This is a genomic window from Actinomadura sp. NPDC023710, from assembly GCF_040639875.1.
In the GTDB taxonomy this organism is placed as follows: Bacteria; Actinomycetota; Actinomycetes; order Streptosporangiales; family Streptosporangiaceae; genus Spirillospora; species Spirillospora citrea.
Window position 1 is genome coordinate 1 of sequence record NZ_JBFAGB010000012.1, and the last position, 23,994, is coordinate 23,994.

Annotated in this window: 21 protein-coding genes, 1 pseudogene and 1 riboswitch; of the genes and pseudogenes, 14 read left to right on the forward strand and 8 right to left on the reverse strand. The window is 72.5% G+C overall.

The features are described from left to right. Nucleotides 1-91 precede the first annotated feature (91 nt). The 3 genes from AB0H37_RS15660 to AB0H37_RS15670 all read right to left on the reverse strand — a co-directional run bounded on the left by AB0H37_RS15660 (nt 92) and on the right by AB0H37_RS15670 (nt 3,605). A complete protein-coding gene (locus tag AB0H37_RS15660) occupies nt 92-2,326 on the reverse strand; it encodes a heavy metal translocating P-type ATPase (RefSeq protein WP_360613241.1) in 2,235 nt (744 codons plus the stop codon). 32 nt (nt 2,327-2,358) lie between these two features. After that, nucleotides 2,359-3,336, reverse strand: a complete 978-nt coding sequence (locus AB0H37_RS15665) for a hypothetical protein (protein ID WP_360613243.1) — start codon at nt 3,334-3,336, stop codon at nt 2,359-2,361. 62 nt (nt 3,337-3,398) lie between these two features. After that, nucleotides 3,399-3,605 (reverse strand): heavy-metal-associated domain-containing protein, encoded by a 207-nt coding sequence (locus tag AB0H37_RS15670; RefSeq protein WP_179831555.1) that lies wholly within the window; start codon nt 3,603-3,605, stop codon nt 3,399-3,401. A gap of 197 nt (nt 3,606-3,802) precedes the next feature. On the opposite strand from AB0H37_RS15670, the gene AB0H37_RS15675 reads away from it, so the two are divergent. Continuing rightward, entirely contained in the window at nt 3,803-4,666 is an 864-nt protein-coding gene (locus AB0H37_RS15675; protein WP_360613245.1) for a DNA-formamidopyrimidine glycosylase family protein, read from the forward strand. Nucleotides 4,667-4,752: 86 nt separating this feature from the next. Next, nucleotides 4,753-5,598: a hypothetical protein gene (locus tag AB0H37_RS15680; protein ID WP_329097087.1), complete on the forward strand. Its 846-nt coding sequence runs from the start codon at nt 4,753-4,755 to the stop codon at nt 5,596-5,598. A 126-nt stretch (nt 5,599-5,724) separates the two neighbouring features. Here AB0H37_RS15680 and AB0H37_RS15685 read toward each other — a convergent pair whose 3' ends face one another. Next, nucleotides 5,725-6,066, reverse strand: a complete 342-nt coding sequence (locus AB0H37_RS15685) for an SSI family serine proteinase inhibitor (protein ID WP_360613248.1) — start codon at nt 6,064-6,066, stop codon at nt 5,725-5,727. A 167-nt stretch (nt 6,067-6,233) separates the two neighbouring features. Between AB0H37_RS15685 and AB0H37_RS15690 the strand changes: the two genes are divergently transcribed. The 4 genes from AB0H37_RS15690 to AB0H37_RS15705 all read left to right on the forward strand — a co-directional run bounded on the left by AB0H37_RS15690 (nt 6,234) and on the right by AB0H37_RS15705 (nt 11,093). Further along, nucleotides 6,234-6,569, forward strand: coding sequence for a rhodanese-like domain-containing protein (locus AB0H37_RS15690; protein ID WP_179831559.1), 336 nt, complete (start codon nt 6,234-6,236; stop codon nt 6,567-6,569). Nucleotides 6,570-6,643: 74 nt separating this feature from the next. After that, nucleotides 6,644-6,760: riboswitch (TPP riboswitch) on the forward strand. Continuing rightward, nucleotides 6,753-8,099, forward strand: coding sequence for a cytosine permease (locus AB0H37_RS15695; protein WP_360613250.1), 1,347 nt, complete (start codon nt 6,753-6,755; stop codon nt 8,097-8,099). Its footprint overlaps the riboswitch before it by 8 nt. A gap of 64 nt (nt 8,100-8,163) precedes the next feature. Next, a complete protein-coding gene (locus tag AB0H37_RS15700; protein ID WP_360613252.1) occupies nt 8,164-10,176 on the forward strand; it encodes a PAS domain-containing protein in 2,013 nt (670 codons plus the stop codon). Between the two features lie 371 nt (nt 10,177-10,547). After that, the gene (locus tag AB0H37_RS15705; RefSeq protein ID WP_229810171.1) at nt 10,548-11,093 is read left to right on the forward strand and encodes an ATP-binding protein; all 546 of its coding nucleotides are present in this window, start codon (nt 10,548-10,550) and stop codon (nt 11,091-11,093) included. Nucleotides 11,094-11,275: 182 nt separating this feature from the next. Here AB0H37_RS15705 and AB0H37_RS15710 read toward each other — a convergent pair whose 3' ends face one another. Further along, nucleotides 11,276-12,484, reverse strand: a complete 1,209-nt coding sequence (locus tag AB0H37_RS15710) for an arginine deiminase (RefSeq protein ID WP_360613254.1) — start codon at nt 12,482-12,484, stop codon at nt 11,276-11,278. A gap of 42 nt (nt 12,485-12,526) precedes the next feature. On the opposite strand from AB0H37_RS15710, the gene AB0H37_RS15715 reads away from it, so the two are divergent. From AB0H37_RS15715 to AB0H37_RS15725, 3 genes are all read left to right on the forward strand, one after another. Further along, nucleotides 12,527-13,840: an MFS transporter gene (locus AB0H37_RS15715; RefSeq protein ID WP_360613255.1), complete on the forward strand. Its 1,314-nt coding sequence runs from the start codon at nt 12,527-12,529 to the stop codon at nt 13,838-13,840. 579 nt (nt 13,841-14,419) lie between these two features. Beyond that, on the forward strand, nt 14,420-15,601 hold the full coding sequence (tuf, locus tag AB0H37_RS15720; RefSeq protein ID WP_360613257.1) for an elongation factor Tu: 1,182 nt from the start codon (nt 14,420-14,422) through the stop codon (nt 15,599-15,601). A gap of 157 nt (nt 15,602-15,758) precedes the next feature. Then, a complete protein-coding gene (locus AB0H37_RS15725) occupies nt 15,759-16,631 on the forward strand; it encodes an endonuclease/exonuclease/phosphatase family protein (protein ID WP_329097071.1) in 873 nt (290 codons plus the stop codon). A gap of 291 nt (nt 16,632-16,922) precedes the next feature. On the opposite strand, the gene AB0H37_RS15730 is transcribed toward AB0H37_RS15725, so the two are convergent. Next, nucleotides 16,923-18,479, reverse strand: coding sequence for a long-chain-fatty-acid--CoA ligase (locus tag AB0H37_RS15730; RefSeq protein ID WP_360613260.1), 1,557 nt, complete (start codon nt 18,477-18,479; stop codon nt 16,923-16,925). Between the two features lie 87 nt (nt 18,480-18,566). Further along, entirely contained in the window at nt 18,567-18,737 is a 171-nt protein-coding gene (locus AB0H37_RS15735; RefSeq protein WP_329097067.1) for a hypothetical protein, read from the reverse strand. 210 nt (nt 18,738-18,947) lie between these two features. Here AB0H37_RS15735 and AB0H37_RS15740 point away from each other — a divergent pair, with 210 nt between their 5' ends. After that, entirely contained in the window at nt 18,948-19,664 is a 717-nt protein-coding gene (locus AB0H37_RS15740) for a response regulator transcription factor (RefSeq protein ID WP_329097065.1), read from the forward strand. Further along, the gene (locus tag AB0H37_RS15745) at nt 19,661-20,770 is read left to right on the forward strand and encodes a HAMP domain-containing sensor histidine kinase (RefSeq protein WP_360613262.1); all 1,110 of its coding nucleotides are present in this window, start codon (nt 19,661-19,663) and stop codon (nt 20,768-20,770) included. Before AB0H37_RS15740 ends, AB0H37_RS15745 begins: the two co-directional genes overlap by 4 nt. 205 nt (nt 20,771-20,975) lie before the next feature. Here AB0H37_RS15745 and AB0H37_RS15750 read toward each other — a convergent pair whose 3' ends face one another. Beyond that, entirely contained in the window at nt 20,976-21,332 is a 357-nt protein-coding gene (locus AB0H37_RS15750) for a hypothetical protein (RefSeq protein ID WP_179831568.1), read from the reverse strand. 220 nt (nt 21,333-21,552) lie between these two features. Between AB0H37_RS15750 and AB0H37_RS15755 the strand changes: the two genes are divergently transcribed. From AB0H37_RS15755 to mptB, 3 genes and pseudogenes are all read left to right on the forward strand, one after another. Next, nucleotides 21,553-21,888 (forward strand): STAS domain-containing protein, encoded by a 336-nt coding sequence (locus AB0H37_RS15755; RefSeq protein ID WP_179831569.1) that lies wholly within the window; start codon nt 21,553-21,555, stop codon nt 21,886-21,888. Between the two features lie 138 nt (nt 21,889-22,026). Continuing rightward, nucleotides 22,027-22,758 (forward strand): glycosyltransferase family 2 protein, encoded by a 732-nt coding sequence (locus tag AB0H37_RS15760; RefSeq protein WP_179831570.1) that lies wholly within the window; start codon nt 22,027-22,029, stop codon nt 22,756-22,758. A 296-nt stretch (nt 22,759-23,054) separates the two neighbouring features. Then, nucleotides 23,055-23,462 (forward strand): annotated as a pseudogene (gene mptB / locus AB0H37_RS15765) (polyprenol phosphomannose-dependent alpha 1,6 mannosyltransferase MptB); the annotation flags it as partial. Between the last annotated feature and the right edge of the window lie 532 nt (nt 23,463-23,994).

The following is a 23,994-nucleotide window of genomic DNA, read 5'->3' on the forward strand; positions in this document are numbered from 1 at the left end:
GCCCGAGCGGCTGGACGTCGCCGCAGACGATGTCGGCGCCGTACCCCGCCGGCGGGGCGGGCCCCCAGGGCCCGGCACCCCACGACCGCGATCAGGCAGAGAAACGCTTCAGGCGCAGGCTGTTGGTCACGACGAAGACCGAGGAGAAGGCCATGGCCCCTCCGGCGATCATGGGGGTGAGCAGGCCCGACGCCGCGAGCGGGAGGGCGGCCACGTTGTAGGCGAAGGCCCAGAACAGGTTGCCCCTGATCGTGCCCAGCGTGCGGCGCGCCAGCCGGATGGCGTCGGCCGCGGCGCGCAGGTCGCCGCGCACCAGGGTCAGGTCGGACGCCTCGATCGCCACGTCCGTGCCGGTGCCCATCGCCAGGCCGAGGTCGGCCTGGGCCAGCGCGGCGGCGTCGTTGATCCCGTCGCCGACCATGGCGACCGTCCGGCCCTCCGACTGGAGGCGCTTGACGACGTCCACCTTGTCCTGCGGCAGGACGTCGGCGATGACCTCCTCGATCCCCACCTCCGCGGCGACCGTGCGGGCCACCGTCTCGTTGTCGCCGGTCAGCAGGACCGGGCGCAGCCCGAGCGCGCGCAGCCGCTCGATCGCCTCCCGCGAGGTGGGCTTGACCTGGTCCGCGACGGTGATCACCGCGCGGGCCTCGCCGTCCCAGCCGACCGCGACCGCGGTGCGGCCGAGCGCCCGGGCCTTCTCCATGGCGCCTTCGAGGTCGGGCGTGAGGTGCTGCGACCACTCGGCGAGCAGCCGCGGGCGGCCCGCCAGGACGCCGTGGCCGTCCACCACGCCCTGGACGCCGAGGCCCTCGACGTTGGCGAAGTCCTCGACCGCGCCGAGGTCGCCGATCCGCTCGACGGCCCCCTTCGCGATGGCCTGGGCGATGGGGTGCTCGGACGCGTTCTCCAGCGCGCCCGCCAGCCGGAGCACGTCCTCCTCCGCGACGCCGTCGGCGGTGATGACGTCGACCAGGGCCATCCGGCCGGTGGTGACGGTGCCGGTCTTGTCCAGGACGACGGTGTCGATCGCGCGGGTGGACTCCAGCACCTCCGGGCCCTTGATCAGGATGCCGAGCTGCGCGCCGCGCCCCGTCCCGACCATCAGCGCGGTCGGGGTGGCGAGGCCGAGGGCGCACGGGCAGGCGATGATCAGCACGGCGACCGCGGCGGTGAAGGCGCCGGCGAGCGGCTCGCCGGTGCCGATCCAGAAGCCGAGCGTGCCGAGCGCCAGCGCGATCACGACCGGGACGAAGACGCCCGAGATCCGGTCGGCGAGCCGCTGCACCTGCGCCTTGCCGGTCTGCGCGTCCTCCACCAGCCGCGCCATCTGCGCGAGCTGGGTGTCGGAGCCGATCCGGGTGGCGCGCACCAGCAGCCGCCCGCCCGCGTTCACGGTCGCGCCGACCACGGTGTCGCCGGGCCCGACCTCGACCGGGACGGACTCGCCGGTCAGCATGGACGCGTCCACGGCGGACGAGCCCTCCTCGACCGTCCCGTCCGTGGCGATCTTCTCGCCGGGACGGACGACGAACAGGTCGCCCGCGGCGAGCCGGTCGACCGGGATCCGCTCCTCGCGCCCGTCCCGGACGACCGAGACCTCCTTGGCGCCGAGCTCCAGCAGGGCCCGCAGCGCGGCCCCCGCGCGGCGCTTGGAGCGCGTCTCGAAGTACCGCCCGGCGAGGATGAACATGATCACGCCGGAGGCGGCCTCCAGGTAGATGTTCATCGACCCGTCCGAGCGGGTCATGGAGAACTCGAACCCGTGCTTGATGCCCAGCTCGCCCGCGGTGCCGAAGAACAGCGCCCACAGCGACCACGCGAACGCGGCCAGCGTGCCGAGCGAGATCAGCGTGTCCATGGTCGCCGCGCCGTGCCGCAGGTTGACCGCCGCGGCCCGGTGGAACGGCCAGCCCGCGTACACGACGACCGGGGCGGCGAGCGTCAGCGACAGCCACTGCCACGCCTCGAACTGGATCGCCGGGATCATCGCCATCGCGATCACCGGGACCGACAGCACCACCGCGGTGACCAGCCGCTGCCGCAGCGGGCGCAGTTCGTCGGCCGGCTCCGGGGCGGCGTCCTCGGCGGCCTTCGGCGGGGCGGGGAGGGCGGCGGAGTAGCCCGCCTTCTCGACCGTGGCGACCAGCTCCTCGGGCGACACCCCCGACCCGAACTCGACCCTGGCCTTCTCGGTGGCGTAGTTGACCGTGGCGGTCACGCCGTCCAGCTTGTTGAGCTTCCGCTCGATGCGGTTGGCGCACGACGCGCACGTCATACCGCCGATCGCCAGCTCGATACGCCCGGACACAGCGTCCGTGCTCATCGCGTCCTCCTCTGCTTCGATCGTGCGGAACGTCAGTGGGTGTGGGGTTGGTCGTCGTGCCCCTGCTCGGGCTCCTCGCCCTGCTCCTGGACGGGGACGTGCCCGGCGTGCACCGTGAACTCGGCCGTGCGGACCTTGCCGTCGTGCTTGAAGTCCAGGTACAGGCGGTACGCGCCGGAGCTGGGCGCCTCGGCGAAGAACGTGATGCCGGGACCGGGCCTGGTCTCGCCGTCACCGGGCTCCCCGTCCGGGTGGACGTGGAGGTAGGCCAGGTCGCCCTGCCGCAGAGCGACGAGGTGCCCGTAGGCCTCCAGGTACGGCTGCAGGTCGGTGACCGGCTCGCCGTCCTTGCTCACGGCGAGGGTCAGCTCGGTGGACCTGCCGGGAGTGAGGCCCCCGGTGAGCCGCACCTCGTAGCCGTCCACCTTCGCGACCTGCTCGGGCTTGGGCAGCGGGGCCGGGCGCAGGTCGCCGGGGACGAACACGTCCGTGCCGAGCGTGATCTGCCGCTTCGCGCCGGCCGGCTGGATGTCGGTGAAGAACCGGTACACGCCGGGCTTGGCCAGCGTGATCGGGACGGTCCAGACGCCGCCCCCGGCCTCGGTCGGGTGCAGGTGCTGGAAGCCGGACAGGTCGCGCCGCGCCACGATCAGGTGCAGGCGCTTGCCGTGCAGCGGCGTGAACCCGGTGACGGGCCTGCCGTCCGGTCCGTTGATCGTGAACCGGAAGTCCGTCTTCTTGCCGGAGTCGAGGACGGTCCGCTCCGGGGCCAGCGTGAAGCCGTCCTCCGACACCTGGAGCCCGCCCGGCGCGTGGGACGCCGTGCCTTCGTGGCCTCCGGCGCCGTGCCCGCCGCCCTCGCCCGCACCGCCGTGGCCCCCGCCGTTCTGATGGGACGCCATCTCCGCCGTGCCGCCGACGGGACCGACGATCTTGCCGACGCCAGCGGCGCCGCCGAAGACGACCGCCACACCCACGGCGTAGGCCCCTAGCCTGGTCGCGCTGTTCATGCCGTTCACTCCGCTCGATGTTCCGAGGGACGCACCCCGCCCGGGGGCGAGGCGCGGTCCGCTCATGAGGTCAGCTGGTATCCGGCCTCCTCGACGGCGTCCTTGACCCGGGCGTCGTCGAGGGGGGTTTCGCTGGTGACGGTGACCCTGCCGGACTGGAGGTCGACGTCCACGCCGGTCACACCGGTGATCTGCTCGACCTCCTCGGTCACCGAGCTCACGCAGTGGCCGCAGGTCATCCCGCTGACGGTGTAGGTGGCGGTGCTCATCGGCGTCTCCTTCGCTTATTACCCCTGGGGGGTATCTCGTCGGCCTCATGCTGCCATAACCGGACACCTGTGACAACCCCTAGGGGGTATGGGTGATTCCGAGATCCGGGTCACACCGGCCCCAGGGTTTTCCACAGGTGTCCACAGGGCTGTGGACGAACGTTCCGGCGGCGCTGCTCTTCGCGGATACTGAAGCCATGCCTGAGCTACCTGAAGTGGAGGCGCTGGCGGGGTTCCTGCGGGAGCGCGCGGTCGGCCATGCCGTCGCCCGTGTCGATGTTCTCGCCATCTCCGCGCTGAAGACCTACGACCCGCCGGTGACCGCGCTCGGCGGGCTGACCGTCACCGGCGCGGCCCGGCACGGCAAGTTCCTCGACCTGGACGTCGACGGGCTGCACCTCGTCGTCCATCTCGCCCGCGCCGGCTGGCTGCGCTGGCGCGACGAGATCCCGGTCAAGCCCGTCCGGCCCGGGGGGAAGAACCCGCTCGCCCTGCGCGTGCACCTGGACGACGGCTCGGGCTTCGACCTCACCGAGGCCGGCACCAAGAAGGGGCTCGCCGTCTACGTCGTCCGCGACCCCGACGACGTGCCCGGCGTGGCGTCCCTCGGCCCCGACCCGCTGGACGAGTCGTTCACCACCGCGGCCCTGGCCGGGATCGTCAACGGCAAGCGCGGCCAGATCAAGGGCCTGCTGCGCGACCAGAAGGTGATCGCCGGGATCGGCAACGCCTACTCCGACGAGGTGCTGCACGTCGCCAGGATGTCCCCGTTCAAGATCGCTTCCTCGCTGACCGAGGAGGACGTCGCCGTCCTGCACGAGGCGATCGTCACCACGCTGCGGGACGCGGTGGAGCGCTCGCGCGGCCTCGAAGCGCAGGACCTCAAGGGCGAGAAGAAGACCGGCCTGCGGGTGCACGGGCGCGCCGGGCAGAAATGCCCGGTGTGCGGGGACACGGTCCGCGAGGTGTCGTTCGCCGACTCCGCGCTCCAGTACTGCCCCACCTGCCAGACGGGCGGCAAGCCGCTCGCCGACCGCCGCATGTCCCGCCTCCTCAAGTAGCGCCGGGCGAATCCGGCCGTGGGCCGGAGGGCCCGGGCGTATCCTGTCGCGCGTCGACTGCGGTGATCGCGTTCTCAGGAGCCGCCATGGGATACCCCCCACCCCCACCCTTCCCGCCCGGCGGCCCTGGTCACGGCGCCCCGCCGCCGCCCTACGGCGCGCCTCCGCCCGCTCCGCCGTACCCGCCTCAGGGCCCGCCTCCCGGCTACGGCCGTCCGCCGCAGGCGCCCGGTTACCCGGCACCCCAGCAGGGCGGTTACCCGGCACCGCAGCAGGGCGGCTACCCCATGCCGCAGCATCCGCAGCACCACCAGCCGCCGCCGCAGCAGCCCGCCGACCTGTACGGGTCGCCGATCCTCGTCTACGACCAGCCGGCGCAGTTCTTCTCCACCGAGGCGAACTACACGATCTGGAGCCCGCAGGGGCAGCCCGCGGCGTACGTCCGGGAGGAGGGTGTGAGCGGCGCGAAGAAGGCCCTGCGCGTCATGAACCAGGGCAGCCAGACCAAGGCCGAGCGCAAGCTGTCGATCTTCCGTCCGGACGGCATGCCGTACTTCCTGTTCCACAAGCCGTACGGGTTCATGGGCACGCCCCGGATGCAGATCCTGACCCCGCACGGCGGGCTGGTCGGGCACCTGCGCAAGCGGGCGATGCGCGGCTGGGAGATCCTCGACCCGCACGAGCGGCAGATCGGCTACTACGAGCTGCTGAGCGGCCGGATCACCGACTGGCAGCAGCAGGAGCTCGCCCGCATCCAGCGCGGCTTCGACGGGATGGGCGAGTTCCTCTCCCAGGTGTTCACCGGGGCCGACCGCTACGTCCTGCGCATGCACGTCCAGTTGCAGGAGCCGATGCGCACGCTCGTGCTGGCCTGCCCGCTGGCGTTCGACACCGCCGTCTCCCAGAACCGCAGCATCGGCGGCTGGCTCTGACCGGCGGCCGCACGCGCAGTGAGACGGGTCAGGCCCCGGCGGGCGCCGGGGCCTGGCCTTCGGGTCGTGAACGGAGCCGGAACGGGGATGGCTCGTCCGGATGGATCGAGATGGGTCGGGACGGGGTCAGCGGACCTTCGGGACGTTCCCGAAGACCGGGCCGATCTGGCTCCAGCGGTGCAGCTGGCAGCCGTCGTCGCGGGTGAACGTGGTGTCGATCTGCTTGCCCTGCCAGGTGCCCTTGACCGTGGCGATCTCCGGACCGCCGTAGATCTTGGTGCACATCTGGTCCTTGGGGACGGGTGTGAAGGGTTCCTTGACCTTGGTGAGCGCCGCGCAGGCGCCCGCCGCCTCGGGATGGTCGCCGCCGGGCGGGTCGCAGGTCAGCCGCCAGGTCTTGGCGGGCGCCTCCTTGGAGGCCTTGACCTGCACGGTCAGCGTGTCCGCCGGTGAGCCGGACGGCTGCACGGATGTCGTGCCCGAAGGTGCTCCGGCGGAGTTTCCGTTTGCCTGTTCGTCGCCGCAGGCGGCCGTGGACAGGAGCATGGCCAGCCCGGGCGCTGCCAAAAGGAGCGTCCGATACCGCATGCGTGATTCGACGCAGGGGGGCTTCGCGCGGTTCCATGGGGGGTGTGATGAATTTCGGGGAAGACGTACCGGCCGTGGTCGCCGCGGACGTTCCGCAGGACGGCTACCTGCTGGACGTCCGGGAACAGGACGAGTGGGACGCGGGCCACGCGCCCGCGGCGGTCCACATCCCCATGCGCCAGCTCGGCGACCGCGCGGGGGAGGTCCCGCGCGACCGGGAGGTCTATGTGATCTGCCGGTCCGGGGCACGGTCCGCGCAGGTCACGTCCGCCTTGAACCAGGCGGGGTGGCTGGCGAGGAACGTCGACGACGGCATGCACGGGTGGGCCGAGGCCGGGCGCCCGATGGAGGGTGCGGGGGACGGCCCGCCCTACGTCGCGTGATCTAACGGATGTTGTGTGATCTGACCCGGATGCCCTCTTTTAGGGCGTGACGGGCGGTTGTACGATCGGGCCTGACCGATAACCGCGGGAGCTCGGGCCACAGCCGGGCTGAGAGGGCGGCCTCCAAGGCGTCGCCGACCGCATGAACCTGTCCGGGTAATGCCGGCGTAGGGAGCGTGTCCCGTGACGTCCGATGTCGACAAGCGCCCTCAGGGCGAGCGCGCCCGCGACGAGGTCCCGTACACCCTCGACGAGCCGGCCCCCAAGGTCCTCGGATTCTGGGACCAGAGCGCCTTCTGGGGGAACCTCGGCGTCAGCCTTCTGGCCTTCTCCGGCGCCTACACCGTCCTCGCGCCGGACGCCGACGGCCGGCCGACGATCTCGATCATGGCGGGCATCGTCGCGATGGCCGTCGGGACGATCCTCGGCGGGCTGATGCTCGGCCTCGCCGCCGTGCCGGGCGCGCGCACCGGGCAGCCCGCAATGGTGCTGCTGCGCGGCCTGTTCGGCGCGAAGCTGTCGTACGCGCCGACCGTCCTCAACATCGCCCAGCTCGTCGGGTGGGGCACCTTCGAGCTGATCGTCATCGCCGACGCCGCCCGCGAGCTGTGGGACGGCGTCCCGCGCTGGGGCTACGTGGTCGCCGCCGGCGCGGTCACGACCGTGCTGACGGTCTGGCCGCTCGGCTCGGTGCGGTTGCTGCGCCGCTACGTGACCGTCGCGGTGGCGATCGCGCTCGTGTACTTCTACGTCCGGCTCGTCCGGGAGCCGCTGCCCGACCTGACGCAGGGCTCGTGGGGCGGGTTCTGGCTCGGCGCGGACGCCGCGCTCGCCGTGTCGATCTCCTGGGTCCCGGTCGCCGCCGACTACACCCGGCACGCGCGCACCGAGCGCGGGGCGTTCGGCGCCGCGGCCGTCGGCTACTCCGTCACGCAGATCGTCGCCTACGTCCTCGGGCTGCTCGCGCTGGCGCTGGTCGCGGGCGACTCGGGCAAGATCTTCGACCCGTTCCTCGGCGCCTCGCTGGGCGTGGTGTTCTTCGCGGTGTTCGTGCTGCGGGAGGCCGACCAGTCGTTCGCCGACACCTACTCCACCGCGGTGTCGATCCAGAACCTGTTCCCCCGGGCCGACCGCCGGGTGCTGAGCGTCGCGCTCGGCATCGGCATCACCGTGCTCGCGCTGGTCCTGGACATCGGCGACTACGCCGGCTTCCTGTCACTGATCGGATCGGTGTTCGTGCCGATGCTCGGCGTCCTCGCCGCCGACTTCTTCCTCGGCCGCCGCCGGGCGGGCGGCTGGGACGTCTCGCGGACCGCGCCGTCCCGCTGGGGCATGATCGCGGCATGGGCGATCGGGTTCGTCGTCTACCAGCTCGTCAACCCGGGCACGGTCGCCCGCTGGACCGCGTTCTGGTCGGACGTCCGGGACGCGCTGCACGTCACGCCGCAGACGTGGATGAGCGCCTCGCTGCTGTCGTTCCTGGTCGCAGGGGTCGCGGCCCTGCTCATCGGCAGGCTTACCAGACGGTAAGGTTTGGGTCGAAAGCAAGTTTCGGCGCAAGTTGCCCGGCGGCAGGCCGGAGTGCGGTGGCACGATGACAGACGTGTATCAGCACGTGCACGATCCGATCGCGCGGGCCGTCATCGAGAGCGCCGCCGACGCGATCGTAGCCGTGGACCAGCGGCACCGGGTCACCGTGTGGAACCCGGCGGCCGAGCGCATGTTCGGCTGGACCGCCGAGGAGGTGCTCGGCCGGGTCCCGCCGATCGTCCCCGACGAGCTGAAGGCCGAGCACAACGCCGTCCAGGAGCGGCTCCTCACCCGGCCCGGCGGCGAGGGCGACGGCGACGGCGGGCAGATCTCGATCGCCACCCGCCGCTTCCACCGCGGCGGACGGCTCATCGACGTCCGCATCGACACGAGCCTGCTGAAGGATCCGAGCGGCACGCTGCTCGGCTGGGTCGGGGTGTACCACCCGGTCGAGGACGACGAGATCGTCCAGCACCGCATGACCGAGCGGGCCCGGCTCGTCCGGCGGCTGAACGACATCGTCGCCGACCTCGGCGCCGAGCTCGACCTCGCCGTCGTGCTCGACCGGATCACCGCCGCGCTCATCGAGCTCACCGGCGCCGACGCCGGCGGCTTCGTCAAGATCGAGGGCGATCGGCTGCGGCTGGTCAGCATGTCCGGGCTGCCGGAGCGGATGCGCGGCCGGTGCGCCGAGCTGCGGCCGAGCCTGGTCGGGGAGCTGCTGCGGTCGGGCAAGACCGTCAAGCTGGCGACGGGCGAGCGGCGCCTCGGCGACCTGATCTGGTCGGAGCTGCCCGGCCTGCACACGATCGCCCTCGGCCTGTCGTACCTGCAGAACCGGCCGTACGGCGCGATGTACGCGCTGTTCTCCGGCCGCAAGGTCGGGCACACCGAGCTCGAACTGCTGGAGCTGCTCGCCGGGCACGCCGGGGTCGCGGTCGGCAACGCCGTCGCCTACGCGGAGGTCGTCCGGCAGCGGGCGCACGAGCGCGCCGTCATCGACTCCAGCGCCGACGGCATCGCGGTGCTGGACCACGACCTCGTCGTCCGGCACTGGAACAACGCCGCGCACACCCTCACCGGCATCCCGCCGGAGGACGCGATCGGGCGTCCGCTGCCGTTCGACATGCCCGCGCTCGGCGAGATGCTCACGTTCCGCCTGGAGTCGGGCACGTGGCTGAACGTGCTGGCCGCCGAGATCGAGGAGACCGGCGAGCTGGTCGTCGACTTCCGCGACGTCTCGGAGGCCAAGGCGCTGGAGGAGGCCAAGGACCTGTTCCTCGCCACGACCAGCCACGAGCTGCGGACCCCGATCACGGTCGTGCAGGGGTTCGCGTCCACGCTGGTCAACCGGTGGGACGAGCTGACCGACGCCGACCGCCGCGCCGCCGTCGCCACCATCGCCGAGCGCGCCCAGTCGCTCGGGCGGCTCGTCGAGCACCTGCTGCTCGGCTCCCGCGCCGGGGCCGACGAGCTGGCCGTGACGATCGAGCCGTTCGACCTCGCCCGCGTCCTGGAGGGCGTGGTCGCCGGGTTCCGCTCGCTGTCGCCGCTGCACCGGGTGGAGCTGGAGATCGAGCCCGACCTGCCGCTGTGCAGCGGGGACGCGATGGCCACCGACATCGTCCTCGGGCAACTGCTGGAGAACGCGTTCAAGTACTCCCCGGACGGCGGAACCGTGCGGGTGCGGGCCCGCCGCGAGGGCCCGGGCATCGTCGTCACGGTCTCCGACGAGGGCATCGGCATCCCGATCGGGGACCATGAGCGGATCTTCGAGCGGTTCGTCCAGGGGGACGCGGGGGACCGCCGCCGGTTCGGCGGAATCGGGCTCGGCCTGTACATCGTCAGACGGCTGACGGAGGCGCAGGGCGGCACGATCTCCGCCCATCCCGCTCGACGTGAGACATCTCACATCGAACCCACCCAAACTTCCAATAACGGGACTTTTGGCGCTGAAATCCCCGAAGAGCAGCAGACCACTCGACTACTCTCCGTCACCGAAAGGCGCGGACCCGCAGGTGGCGCACGGGCGGGCGAGGGGACGTGCATGCGCCTCGTGTTGCGTCCGGCGCGCTGAGCGGACGGTTACTTACCGTGCGGACAGTCCGTCCCGGGCGGTCCGGTGAGACGTGCGTGACCAGCGCTTTCGGCGGTCTCGCGGGGTGGCAGGCTGGGAACGGTGCGGAGAAGTGCGGTGTCGGCGGGGTGTGACGGACGAAACGCGTGTGTGAGGAGTAAATCCGCCGTTGGCTGGATAGATCCTTGGTTGGTCGCCGTTGGTGACGAGATTCCGATCCCGGGGGTGATCACCGTGACCGGACGGCCGATGACTCGTTGTGCAGGTGGTGAACTGATCCGTTCGGGTTTCCCGTCATGGCCATCAGGGCATTTCGGACGTACCGGAAGGGTGATGACGGGACTCGTCCGAGCGAGCGGAGTATCGGGGAGGTGAGGGCGTCGAGCGTCGTACTGCTGCCACACGCACCGTCCAGCGTCGCGGTCGCCCGCAGGCGCCTCAGCTCGGAGCTGACCGACTCCGGCGTCTACGACTCGGTCGTGGACGACGCCAGTGTCATCGTCAGCGAGCTGCTCAGCAACGCTCTGCGGCACGCGCGGCCGCTGCCGTCCGGCCAGGTGAAGGTCTGCTGGCTGTGCCGCGGTGACCTCCTCGAAGTGGAGGTCAGCGACGGCGGCGCCATGACCGAGCCGCGTCGCGGCCCGGGAACGCTGTCCTCGCTCGGCGGGCGCGGGCTCGGCATCGTCGAGGCCCTGTCCGAGGGCTGGGGAGTACGCCACGAGGACGGCACCACGACGGTCTGGGCCATTCTGCGGACGCCCAGGTCGTCCGGCGACGACCGGATGGACGCTCCTGCCGGTGCGCACGCCGTCGTACCGGATCTCTCCGCATTTCCGGACCTGCTCGACGAGCCGGACGAAGACCTCTGCAACGGAAGCAGGAGTGAAGTGGCTCGAAGCCGGGCATATCCGGCATAGAGCGACCCTGCCTGGAAGGAACCCCGCCCGACCTTGTATGGTCCTCTCCAACGCTCGGGCGATGTCGTGCCCCCGTCGACATCGCGAGCGTTGATGGTTCTTCCCGGCGCCGCGCGCCTCTGAGCCCCCGGCGCCGGGAAGAACACAAAATCCGCTCTTGAGCCGTGCGGCTCGGGCGAGGCTCAGATCTCCTCGCGGAGGATCGGGCACGACATGCAGCGGGGACCGCCCCGCCCCGTCCCGAGCTCGCTCCCGCTGATCCGGATGACCTCGATCCCGGACGCCTCCAGCTGCGCGTTGGTCTCGATGTTGCGTTCGTAGGCGACGCACAGCCGCGGGGCCACGGCCAGGGTGTTGTTCCCGTCGTCCCACTGCTCGCGCTCGGCGGTGACCGGGTCGAGGCCGGTGTCGATCACCTTGAGGCGGTCCAGGCCCATCGCGTCGGCGGCGGCCTGGAGGAACGGGCGCGGCTCGGCGACGTGCAGGTGGCCGTCGTCCAGCGTCACCGTGTAGGCGGTCAGCGAGTGCGCCACCGGCGGGTACATCACGACGGTGTCGACGTCGACCATCGTGCAGACGGTGTCGAGGTGCATGGTGGCGCGCTCCTGCGCGATCGGCACGGCCAGCACCGTACGGGCCAGGCCGGCCCCGATCACCTGGCGGGCCAGGCGCTCGACGCCCGCCGGAGTCGTCCGCTCGCCGGTGCCGACGGCGACCACACCCGGGCGCAGGAGCAGGACGTCGCCGCCCTCCAGATGCTCCAGCGACGGCGTGTAGACCGGCTCCACCCCGGCGAACCGCGGATGGTGCGCGTAGACCAGCCCGGTGAGGGCCGACTCGCGCCGCCGCGCCTCCATTGCGAGGCTCGTCACCGCGACGCGGTCGCCGATCCAGGTGCTGTTGTCGCGGGTGAACAGCAGGCCCGGCAGCGGGTCGACGATGAAGTCCTGCTCGTCCATCAGCCGGTAGACGAGGCCGTGCCCGGCCTTCAGCTCCTCGTGAGCGAGCCCGGCGATCAGGGTGTGCGCGAGGTTCTCCGGGTCGAGCCCGCGCAGATGGTCCTCGACGACGCGGCGGAGCTGGTCGCCGAGGCGCAGGTCGACGATGGCGTCGGCGATCGCCTGCTCGCGCGCGCCCTCGTACTCCAGGGCGTCCTGCAGCAGCTCGGTCACGTAAAGGACCTCGACGCCGCGCGACCGCAGCGCCTCGGCGAACGCGTCGTGCTCCTCCTGCGCGCGGCCCGCCCACGGGATCGCGTCGAACAGGAGCTTGTCGCTGTTGCGCGGGGTCAGCCGCTTGAGCTCCGCGCCGGGACGGTGCAGCAGCACCGTCCGCAGCCGTCCGACCTCGCTGGTGACCCGGTGCTCGTGCGCTGTCTTCGCTGCCGTCACCCTCCGCAGTCTAGGTGGCGGACGCTATGCCACCATTCGAGGGTGATCGGCAGGAACGCGGGGCTTCCCCTCCACCTCACGTCGGCGACGATGCTGCGCGTGTCCGCCGAGGGGGTCGCGACCGCGCTCGTCCTGACCGTCCAGGCGCGGACGGGCCACGCCGCCACCGCCGGGTACCTGCAGACCGCGATGACGCTGCCGTACGTGCTGAGCGGGCCCGTGATCGGGAACGCGCTGGACCGGGTGGCGCGCCCCCGCCGCGGCGCCGTCGCCCTCGCCGTCTGCTACGTCGCCGCGACCGGGCTGCTGCTGGTCCTCGCGGGGCGCTCGCCGCTCGTCCTGGCGCTGGTCGTCGCCGCCGTGATCGGCTGCACCGAGCCCATCGTCGTCGCGCTGACCAGCCTGCTGCCCCGGTTCGTCCCCGCCGGCCGGCTCTCGCGCGCCTACGGCCTGGAGGCCTCCAGCTACAACGTCGCCGGGATCGCCGGCCCCGGCCTCGCCGCCGGCCTGGCCGCCGTGGCCGGCGGCCAGTACGCCGGGATCGCCGTGGTCGCGGTCGGCGCCCTCGGCCTCCTGACCCTCCCGTTCCTGCCCTTTCCCGGCCCGTCCGCGAGCGCGGACGGCGCGGCTCCGGGTTCGGCTGCGGTGGAGGCCGCCGCCGACACGGGCGCGGTCGGCGGGCGGGCGGCGGCCATCGAGACGGCGACGGGCGCCGAGGCGCGTCCGGTGCCGGCCGGAGTGGTCTCGGTGATCACGGGCGGGCTGGTGGTGCTGGCGCAGGGCCGGGTGCTGCGGGCGCTGACCGTCGCGACGACGCTCGCGTGGATGGGCTTCGGCGGCGTCGCCGTCACGGCGGTGCTGCTCGCCGAGCACATCGGCGCGCCGCCCAGCGCGGGCGGACGGCTCCTGGTGGCCATGGCGGTCGGCTCGCTGATCGGCTCCCTGGCGGCCAGCCGGTGGCTGACGCCCAAGCACGCCGAACCCGTCATGATCGCCGGGCTCGTCGCGTTCGGGGCGTCGCTCGCCGCCCTCGCCGTCACGCCGTCCATGCCATGGGCGACGGCGGCGTTCGTCTTCGCGGGGATCGCGGAGGGACCGGTGTTCGCGGCCACGCTCATGCTGCGCCAGCGCGAGTCGCCCCCGGACCGGCTCGGTCAGGTCAACACCACGGGCGGCAGCCTCAAGATCGGCGCATCCGCGGTCGGCGCCGCGCTGACCGCCGCGTCCGCCGACGCGATCGGCCCGGTCGGCCTGGTCCTCGCGATCGCCGGATTCCAGCTCGCGGGCGCCCTCCTCGGCTACCTCCTCCTGCGCACTCCCGAACGCGAGGCCGGCGTCGTCGAGGACGGTGCCTGAACCGGAGGGACCCGCGCACGGCCGCACGGACAAGGGGGGAAACGTCCACGACCGAGAGGCCGGCGCATGCCGACAACGAGCCGCCCCTCGCCACCGCGGCCCGGGCCGGCGTCGACGCCGCGGGACGCCATGGGCTCGCGGTCACCCGTGTCCGGGACGGTGTCCGCGACGAGCTGGTCTTCGACCGCGTGACCCACCGCTTCCTGGGCACCCGCACCGTCATCGCGGGCAAGGGCCATCCGTTCGGGCCGCCGGGCACGACGACCCAGTCCAGCGCCCTTCTGAACACAGCGATCGTGGACCGGGCCCCGCGGGCGGCTGAATAATCGGTCGACTTCCGCCGGGGGCGGCCGTAATGTCCGAGGCATGTTCTTCGCAGCCGGCACCCGGACGCTCGCAGGCATCGCCCTGCTGAGCGCGGTGCCGGCTGCCTTCTCGGCAGTGGCAGCGGGCGCGGCAGTCCGAAGCTGACCCCTCTCCGTCCCGCCTCCGGAGAACCAGCGGAGGGGGGTGGTCCAGCACTGGGCGCCTGTGTGCGCCCAATCGGTTCTCACCGGATCCACCAGTGAGGACGAGACCATGGCCAAGCAGCTCTACGAGCGCGACAAGCCGCATCTGAACATCGGCACGATGGGGCACGTCGACCACGGCAAGACGACGCTGACCGCGGCGATCACCAAGGTGCTCGCCGACCGCGGGCTGGCGTCCCCGGTGCCGTTCGAGCGCATCGACCGCGCGCCCGAGGAGCGCGACCGAGGCATCACGATCAACGTCGCGCACGTCGAGTACGCGACCGCGACGCGGCACTACGCCCATGTCGACATGCCGGGCCACGCCGACTACGTCAAGAACATGATCTCTGGTGCCGCCCAGGTGGACGGGGCCGTGCTGGTCGTGTCCGCCCAGGACGGCGCCATGCCGCAGACGCGCGAGCACATCGTGCTGGCGCGGCAGGTCGGCGTCGGGCACGTCGTGGTGGCGCTGAACAAGGCCGACATGGTCGAGGACACCGAGCTCCTCGACCTCGTCGAGCTGGAGGTCAGGGAGCTGCTCACCGAGTACGGGTTCCCCGGCGAGGAGGTCCCGATCGTGCGCGTGTCCGGCCTCCGGGCGCTGGAGGGCGACCCGTACTGGACGGCCCGGATCGTCGACCTGCTCGACGCGATCGACGCCTACGTGCCCGTGCCGCGCCGGGTGCTCGACAGGCCGTTCCTGATGCCGGTCGAGAGCGTCCTCACGATCACCGGGCGCGGCACCGTCGTGACCGGCGTCGTGGCGCAGGGCGCGATACGGGTCGGGGACGCCGTGGAGGTCGTCGGGCTCGGCGCGACGTTCGGCTCCGTCGCGACGGGGCTGGAGACGTTCGGGCAGACGATGGACCACGCCGAGGCGGGCGACAACACCGCCATGCTGCTGCGCGGCGTCAAGCGGGACCAGGTGCGGCGCGGTCAGGTGGTCAGCGCACCGGGCGCGATCCGGCCGCACCTGCGGTTCCGGGCGCAGGTCCGGGTGCTGACCGCCGACGAGGGCGGGCGGAGCAGGCCCTTCCTCCACGGCTACCGGCCGCAGTTCCACTTCCGCACCACGGACGTGGTCGGCGGCGTCGACCTCGGCGAGGGCGGCATGGCGCTGCCCGGCGACTCGGTCGAGATGGCCGTCGAGCTGGGCAAGCCGGTCGCGATGACCGAGGGGCTCGGTTTCGCCATCCGTGAGGGCGGCCGGACGGTCGGCGCGGGCACCGTGACCGCGTTGCTCGACTAGCGGCAGAGGGGCTCCGGCATCCGCCGGGGCCCCTTAGCCTTGATCGGGTAGACCCCCGCCCTCCGGTGACCGAGTGGTCGCGAACGGCTGGCGGATGCGATCTTGATGTGGTGAGATTCCGGCATCACCCCCGCAGCATTCCCCGTCTGGAGCACGTGTGCGATCCCCCCGCGCCCTGATTCCCCTGCTCTCGGTCTGTGCGGCCGCCGCGGTCGTGGCCGCGGCCGCCACCGGTGCCAGCATCGAGGGCCTGCCGGGCGGCGGAGGTCCCGCCCACGCCGACGGGGCGGCCCCCCGCCCCGCCGCCGTGACGATCAACGCGGTGAGCTGGAACGTCTGCGGCGGCTCCGACTGCCCCTCCGGCGCCGCGCCCGCCAAGCTCACCAAGGAGGTCGTCCAGCGGATGCGGGCGACCGAGGTCGGCGGGCGCACGGTGCGGCCGAACGCCGCCCTCCTCCAGGAGGTCTGCGAGGGTCAGATCCGCACGTTCAAGACGTCCCTGCCCAAGTGGAGCTGGGCGTTCGCGCCCGGCGACGAGGCGTGCGCGGCCGGGCAGGGCCGCGCGGGCGTCGCCATCGGCACCGACGCCCCGCTCACCGCGCACCGGCAGGCCAGGCTGCCCGCCCCCTCCGGGAGCACCCGGATCGCCCTGTGCGGCGAGGTCACGTCCTGGACGACCCGCGTCTGCGTCGCCCAGCTCAGCGAGACCGAAAGCGCCCAGTGGCGCCGCAAGGAGGCCGGAGCCCTCACCACCCTCGCGGGCACGGACCGCGTCCTCGTCGGCGGCGACCTCGCCGACGCCCCCGAGAGCCCGGCGCTCGACCCCCTCTACGCCGCCTACGACGAGTGCGACCAGTCCGGCTCCTCCCGGACCGGGGCGAACACCCGGCAGAACTGGCAGGGCACCGCGCTCACCAAGACCGACTACCTGTTCATCGGCAAGTCGGCCGCCGTCTCCTGCAGCGTCCCGGCGACCCCCGTCAAGACCTCCGACCACCGCCCCCTCTCAGCGGTAGTCCGCTACCAGTAACCCCACCCCCCTCGCACCTCGCACCCCTCGCACCCCGCGACCTGGTAACCCCGCAACAACCTGAATGGTCGCGATCGCGTCCGAAGGCAGATTCGAGCGAAGCAAGAATCTGATCGCGCAGCGAGCCGCAAGGCGAGACGAAGCGATGCCAGCGATCGCCCGCAGTGCCCGACGATGGAGGGCGCTCAGCGCCCGAAGGAGAAGGGCGCTGCAGTAAATACGTCAGCGATCGCCCCGCGTTTCTCGACGATGGAGGGCCGCCAGGCCCGAAGGAGGAGAGAAATGCATAAATTACTGAACTCCGCGCTCCTTGCCCTGCCAGTAGGGGGCGCGGAGGTCGCGCTTGAGGATCTTTCCGGTGGGGTTGCGCGGGATCGCCTCGCGGCGCTCGACCGAGGTGGGGCACTTGAAGTGGGCCAGGCGGTCGCGGCAGTAGTCGATGATCTCCTGGTCGGAGACGTCCTCGGTCGTCACGACGATCGCCTTCGGCGTCTCGCCCCAGCGCTCGTCCGGGACGCCGATGACCGCGCAGTCGCCGACGGCGGGGTGGCCCATCAGGACGTTCTCCACCTCGGCGGGGTAGATGTTCTCCCCGCCCGAGATGATCATGTCCTTGACGCGGTCGTGGATGTAGAGGTAGCCGTCCTCGTCGAGGTAGCCGGCGTCGCCCGTCCGGAACCAGTTGTCCTCGGACAGCGCGCTCGCGGTCGCGTCCGGCATGCCCCAGTAGCCCTTCATGTTCTGCGGCGTCCGGCAGATGATCTCGCCCACCCGGCCGGACGGCAGCTCCTCCTCGGTGGCCGGGTCCACGATCCTGAGCTCGGTGGTGTCGTTCGGCAGGCCGGCGCTGCGCAGCCGGTGCGCGTTCGGACCGTCCGGGTCGTGGTCCTCGGGGGGCAGCGAGGTGATCGCACCGGTGACCTCCGTCAGGCCGTACACCTGCCGGAACTCGGTGGTCGGCAGCATCGCCATGGCGGTGCGCAGGACGTCCTCGCTGATCGGGGACGCGCCGTACAGCATGAGCCGCAGGCTGGACATGTCGGACGCGGTGACCTCGGGGATCAGCGGCATGAACTGCAGCAGCACCGGGACGAGGAAGATGTGCGTGACGCGGTTCCGCTCGATGCCCCGCGCGATCGCGGTCGGGTCGGGCTCGCGCGTGATCACCCCGGTGAGGCCGTTGTAGACCGCGGAGACGGTGAGCACGTTGCCGGCCACGTGGTACATCGGCATCGCGATCATCAGCACGGACGACTCGTCGATGTTCCACACGTCGTTGGTCGCCGCGAGCGCCGCGAGGAAGTTGTCGTGCGTCAGCATGACGCCCTTGGGCAGCCCCGTCGTGCCGGACGAGTAGAGCTGGACGAACACGTCCCCGCTGTCGGGCTCGTATGCCGGGATCTCGGCGGGGGCGGCGTCGATCCAGGCGGCATAGTCCTGGTGGGCGGGGTCGGCGCCGGCGATGACGACCGTCAGGTCGGTGTGTTCCAGCTTGCCGGCGATCGCGTCCAGGACGGGGAGGAACTCGGGGCCGACGACGAAGACCTTCGCCTGCGCGTTGTTGACGATGTAGGCGACCTCGTCGGGCGCCAGCCGGTAGTTCACCGGGACCTGCGCGGCGCCGATCCGGGTCGCGCCGAAGAGCAGCTCGGCGTATTCGAGGGAGTTCTTGTCGAGGACGGCGACCCGGTCGCCGGGGCCCAATCCGGCGGCGGCGAGGGCCGCGGCCACCCGGTCGACGCGCCGGTCGAAGTCGCGGTAGGAGATCTCGGTGTCGCCGGCGATGTACGCGACACGATCGGGATAGGCGAGCGCTCGTTCGCGCAGCACTCCGTCAAGACCTGGCACGTTGGGCCCCTTCGCCGATGACCGCCTGGTTATTCCGGCATCATGCGGTCACCGGTGACATCGCGGCAAGGGGATCGGGCCGCTCGCCTAGCGGCTTTTCGACATCTTGGAGACCGCGGTCACGGCGAGTACCACCACGACGGCGACGAGTCCGATGAAGAAGAAGAACTTCAGCATCGAGAAGACCGCGCCGATGACGGTGACCACCAGCCACACCGCGAGAAGCACACCGAGGATGGTCAGAATCGTCTTACCCATGACTCCACCGTATGCGCTCGCCCCCCAGGGGTCATCAGCCTGCGGGACGACCTGGGCACCGCCGTGCGGCGGAGGCGCACCCTGAGGACCCCCGGGGTCGGGACCCTGACCCCGACCAGGGCGGCGCCGCCGGTGGGGCTGCATGATCGACTCCTTACGGGGTGGTGACATCCGGTGTGGGGTCCGGCGGCCGGGGCCTAGCTTTGGGGGGTGAACACCCTCCCCCACGCCGGGCGCGTCCTGGTGGTCGACGACGACCCGACGGTCGCCGAGGTCGTCGCCCGCTACCTGGCCCGCGACGGGCACGAGGTCGTGTGCGTCGCCGATGGCCGGACCGCCCTGCGCCGGGCGCTCGACGAGCCCCCGGACCTGGTCGTCCTCGACCTCATGCTGCCCGGGATGGACGGCCTGGAGGTGTGCCGCCGGCTCCGCGAGACCTCGACCGTCCCGATCGTGATGCTGACGGCGCTCGGCGCGGAGACCGACCGGCTCGTCGGGTTGGAGACCGGCGCCGACGACTACGTGACGAAGCCGTTCAGCCCGCGCGAGCTGGCGCTGCGCGTCCGGTCGGTGCTGCGGCGGGCGCGGGGCGCGCTCGTCCCGACCGGCCCGTCCGGCCCGCTGCGCGACGGCGACCTCCTCGTGGACGTCAGCGCGCACGAGGCGGAGCTGGGCGGCGCGCGGCTCGCGCTCACCTCCCGCGAGTTCGACCTGCTGGCGTTCCTGCTGCGCCATCCGCGGCGGGCCTTCACCCGCGAGGAGCTGCTCGAACGCGTCTGGGACTGGACGTTCGGCGACTCCTCCACGGTGACCGTCCACGTCCGGCGGCTGCGCGAGAAGATCGAGGACGACCCGACCGCGCCGCGCCGCATCGTCACCGTGTGGGGCGTCGGCTACCGCTACGAGCCCGCGGAGACCGGCCCATGATCCCCTTCGAGGATCTGCTGTGGGTGGTCTTCTACGCGGCGCTGGCCGCGTTCGCCGTCGCGGCGGTCGCCCTCGCCGTCCTGCACGCGCTGCGCGGCCGCTCGGTCGGCACCCAGCTGATCGTCGTCGGCGCCGCCACGGTGCTGGCGACCATCTCCGGCATCCTGGTGATCTCGTTCCTGATGCTGCTGAACGACCACGACCGCTCCGTGGTGCTCGCCGTCGTGACGTCGGCCGGGCTGGTCGCGATGGCGGTGTCGGTCCTGCTCGGCCGGCGTCTGGTGGCCGCGAACCGGACCCTGGTCGAGGCCGTGCGCGCGGACCGGTTCCGTCCCCCGTCGGCGCACCTTCCGGCCGAGCTGGCGGAGCTCTCCCGCGAACTGGAGGCCGCCTACGACCGGCTGGCCGCCGCGCACGAGCGCGAGCAGGCCCTGGAGGCGAGCCGCCGCGAGCTGGTCGCCTGGGTGAGCCACGACCTGCGCACCCCGCTGGCCGGGCTCCGCGCGATGGCCGAGGCCCTGGAGGACGAGGTCGTCGCCGACGAGGAGACGACCCGCCGCTACCACGCCCGCATCCGCGTCGAGGTGGAGCGGCTGACCGAGATGGTGGACGACCTGTTCGAGCTGTCCCGCATCCACGCGGGCGCCCTGCGCCTGTCCCGCGAGCGCGTCGGCCTCGCGGACCTGGTCGCCGAGGCCGTCGCCGGCGCGGAGGCCCTGGCCCGCGCCAAGGGCGTCCGGCTGCGCGGAGACGTCCGGGAGGGCCTGCCCGTCCAGGTCGACGCGAGCGAGCTGGGCCGCGCGCTGCGCAACCTCGTCGTGAACGCGATCCGGCACACGCCGAGCGACGGCGCGGTCGAGATCACCGGCGAGGTCCGCGGCGGCGAGGCCCGGGTGACGGTGGCCGACGCCTGCGGCGGCATCCCGGAGGGCGACCTGCCCCGCGTGTTCGACGTGGCGTTCCGCGGCGAGGCGGCCCGCACCCCGGGCGGCGGCGCCGGCCTCGGCCTCGCCATCGCCCGCGGCATCGTCGAGGCCCACGCGGGCGAGATCGGCGTCGCCAACACCGGCCCCGGCTGCCGCTTCGAGGTCCGTCTCCCGTGCTAGCTCTGCGTTTTTCTCCTCCTTCGGGCCTGGCGGCCCTCCATCGTCGAGAAACGCGGGCGATCGCCGGCATCGCTTCGGCTCGCCTTGCGGCTCGCTGCGCGATCAGGTTCTTGCTTCGCTCGAATCTGCCTTCGGACGCGATCGCGGCCACGAGGTCGTTGCGTGGTGGTCGGGGTCTGCGCGTTCGGGTGTGGGAGGGAGCGGGTCAGGGGTCCAGGGCTTCGGTGATGGTGCGGTAGGTGGGGCAGGGCCAGCGGGACATGCAGGCGCGGCAGCGGCGGATGGGGCGGTCGGGGTCGCTGGTGATGCCGCCGCCGGCCTCCTGCGGGCGGTGCAGGTCGACGAGGCGCAGGGTGAGGTCGGCGAAGGCGATGACCTCTTCGCGGGCGCCGGCGAGGAAGGCGAGGTCCTCGCGGGAAAGACGCGTTCTGACGGGGACGAAGCCGTCCTTGTTCACCAGGCGGAACAGGATCTGGGTGGACGTCCGCCACGTGCTGGACTTCGCCGCCCGCGCCCGGACGGTCTCCAGGCGCTCGCGCAGTCGACCATGCCGCTGTTGCACCCGTTCAGGTTCCCCTACTCCGAGCGATCGTGCGGGGCGAACCCGCGATATCGGCGGACCGGATCAGCGCCTCCGGCCACTGGAATCCCCACATTACGGTGCGTAGTTCTCAAAGCGTGCGGGACTGGCAAGGCGGCGACACGCCCCGGAAACGCCCACGGCGCAGGGGACTTGGCGAACCGCCTGGCTCCCGGGCCGTTCGCGAGATAGTGTGCCGGACGTGGAGCTAAATGTCTCGACCGCGTCTCAGGGAGGTCACGCCGTTGTCACGGCGACCGGTGAGCTCGACCTGTACACCGCGCCACGGCTGCAGGCGGCCCTCGCGGGCCTCCTGCGCGACCAGGCCGACCACATCGTGGTCGACATGAGCGGCGTCGAGTTCTGCGACTCGACGGGCATGAACGTGCTGCTCTCGGCCATGAAGCGGCTGAAGGAGCAGGGCGGCGCGCTGGAACTGGCGGCGCCGCGCCCGGCCGTGAAGCGGATCCTGCAGGTGACCGGGCTCGACACCGTCTTCACCGTGACGGAGGCGGCGCCGGTTCTGGACGCCGGCTGACCTTTCCGACCACTCGTCCCTACCGCCGGCGCCGCGGGTGAACCCCGCGGGTCGCCGTCCGGTCGCACGGGTAACGGCTTGGGCCGTTCCCCGGTGCCCTGCGGCATCGCGCGCCCGTCCCCGACTACGATCGCGGATATGCAGGACGTAGCGGTATGCATCCCAGCCAAGGACGAAGCCGACCGCATCGCGGCCACGGTCAAGGCAGCGCAGGAGCTTCCCGGCGCCGACCTGGTCGTGGTGATCGACGACGGCTCGTCCGACGGCACCGGGCGGGTGGCCCGCGAGGCCGGGGCGCGGGTCGTGCGGCACAGCCGGAACCGGGGCAAGGGCGCCGCGATGGAGAGCGGGGCCGAGGCCGTCCGGCTGCTGGACGAGGGCCGCGACCGGCCCCGCCACCTGCTGTTCCTGGACGCCGACCTCGCCGAGACCGCGCGCGAGGCCGCGCCGCTGGTCGAGCCGGTCAGGTCCGGTGAGGCCGACATGACGATCGCCGTGTTCACCACGACCGTGAAGCTCGGCGGGCACGGGTTCGTCGTGCGGCTGTCGCGCGACGGGATCCGCCGCGCCACCGGCTGGGAGGCCACCGCGCCGCTGAACGGGCAGCGCTGCCTGACCCGGGCCGCGTTCGACGCCGCTCTCCCGCTCGCCGCCGGGTTCGGGGTGGAGACCGCGCTCACCGTCGACCTGCTGCGCGCCGGGTTCCGGGTGGCGGAGGTGGAGGTGCCGCTCTCCCACCGCGCCACCGGCACGGACTGGCGCTCCCAGCTGCACCGGGCCCGGCAGTTCCGGGACGTGGCAAGGGCGCTCGCCGTGCGCGAACCGGCGGTGACCAGAGGGCTGGACCGCCTGCGCGGCAGCCGCCCGTGACCCGTCTCGGCACGGGCGGGCTGTGGGGGATCGGGGCCGGCGTCGCCTGCTTCGTCGCCACCGCCCTCCTCGGGCCGTCGGTGTTCGAGCCGGAGCTGGAGGGCCCGCGCACCGAGCCGCCGTACGCGCTGGACGTCCATCCGTCGCCGTACCTGGTGATCGGCCTCGTCGTCGCGGGGATCGCCGCGAGCGCGCTGGGGCTCGGGTTGTGCTTCGCCGCCGTCCGCAGGGGCTGGCGCGTGCGGGCCCTGCCGCTGGTGGCCGCGGGACTGCTGGCGGCGGCCGCGTTCATGCTCATGCCGCCGGTCGGGTCCACCGACCACCTGAACTACGCCTCCTACGGGCGGATGGCGGCGACCGGCCACGATCCGTACCGCACGAGCGCCGTCGACCTGCCGAAGGACCCGGTCGCCGGGGCACCCGAGGAGTGGCGGACGACGCCGTCGGTGTACGGGCCGGTCGCCACGGGCGGGCAGGCGTTCGCCGCGTGGATCGGCAGCGGCTCGGTGCGGCTGACCGTCTTCGTCCTGTCGGTGCTGAACGTGCTCGCGTTCGCGGTGACGGCCCTGATCCTCTACCGGATGGCCGGGACGGAGGAGCGGCGGCTCCGCACGGCGCTGCTGTGGACGTGCAACCCGCTCGTGCTGTTCCACCTGGTGGCGGGGGCGCACAACGACGTCCTCGCGATCGCCCCGATGGTGGCCGCGCTGGCCGTCTTCGGCGGCGGGGCCGCGGGCCGGGCGGGCTGGGCGCGCTCCCTGGCGGCCGGGGCGCTGGCCGGGCTCGGGACGGCGATCAAGCTGCCCGCCGCGCTCGTGGCCGGGGGCCCCGCCTGGGGCCTGCTGCGCCGGACCTGGACGGAACGCCGCAAATGGCCGGTCGGCCACCTGATCGCGCTGTTCGCCGGGGGAGCGGCCGTCACGGCGCTGTCCTACGCGCTCGCCGGGCCGCACGCGCTCGACCAGGTCCGCGAGGCCAGCAACATGGTCTCCTTCGCGACCCCCTGGCACCTGCTGGACGAGTCGCTCGGCCGCGGCTCCCAGCGCGACGTCATCAAGCTGGGCGCGATGCTGCTCGGCCTGGTGCTGCTCCTGCTGCTCGTCCGGGCCCTGCCCAAGGAGGACGCCCTCGTGCCCGGCGCGGAGGAGCGGCGCGTCGCCGCCGCGATCGCCCTCGCGTGGCTCCTCGCCGCGCCCTACGCGCTGCCCTGGTACGACGGGTTCGGGTGGGCGCTGC

Coding starts and splice junctions, on each gene's coding strand:
- AB0H37_RS15660 (WP_360613241.1), bottom strand. CDS start 2,326: ATGAGCACGGACGCTGTGTCCGGGCGTATCGAGCTGGCGATCGGCGGT.
- AB0H37_RS15665 (WP_360613243.1), bottom strand. CDS start 3,336: ATGAACAGCGCGACCAGGCTAGGGGCCTACGCCGTGGGTGTGGCGGTC.
- AB0H37_RS15670 (WP_179831555.1), bottom strand. CDS start 3,605: ATGAGCACCGCCACCTACACCGTCAGCGGGATGACCTGCGGCCACTGC.
- AB0H37_RS15675 (WP_360613245.1), top strand. CDS start 3,803: ATGCCTGAGCTACCTGAAGTGGAGGCGCTGGCGGGGTTCCTGCGGGAG.
- AB0H37_RS15680 (WP_329097087.1), top strand. CDS start 4,753: ATGGGATACCCCCCACCCCCACCCTTCCCGCCCGGCGGCCCTGGTCAC.
- AB0H37_RS15690 (WP_179831559.1), top strand. CDS start 6,234: ATGAATTTCGGGGAAGACGTACCGGCCGTGGTCGCCGCGGACGTTCCG.
- AB0H37_RS15700 (WP_360613252.1), top strand. CDS start 8,164: ATGACAGACGTGTATCAGCACGTGCACGATCCGATCGCGCGGGCCGTC.
- tuf (WP_360613257.1), top strand. CDS start 14,420: ATGGCCAAGCAGCTCTACGAGCGCGACAAGCCGCATCTGAACATCGGC.
- AB0H37_RS15735 (WP_329097067.1), bottom strand. CDS start 18,737: ATGGGTAAGACGATTCTGACCATCCTCGGTGTGCTTCTCGCGGTGTGG.
- AB0H37_RS15745 (WP_360613262.1), top strand. CDS start 19,661: ATGATCCCCTTCGAGGATCTGCTGTGGGTGGTCTTCTACGCGGCGCTG.
- AB0H37_RS15760 (WP_179831570.1), top strand. CDS start 22,027: ATGCAGGACGTAGCGGTATGCATCCCAGCCAAGGACGAAGCCGACCGC.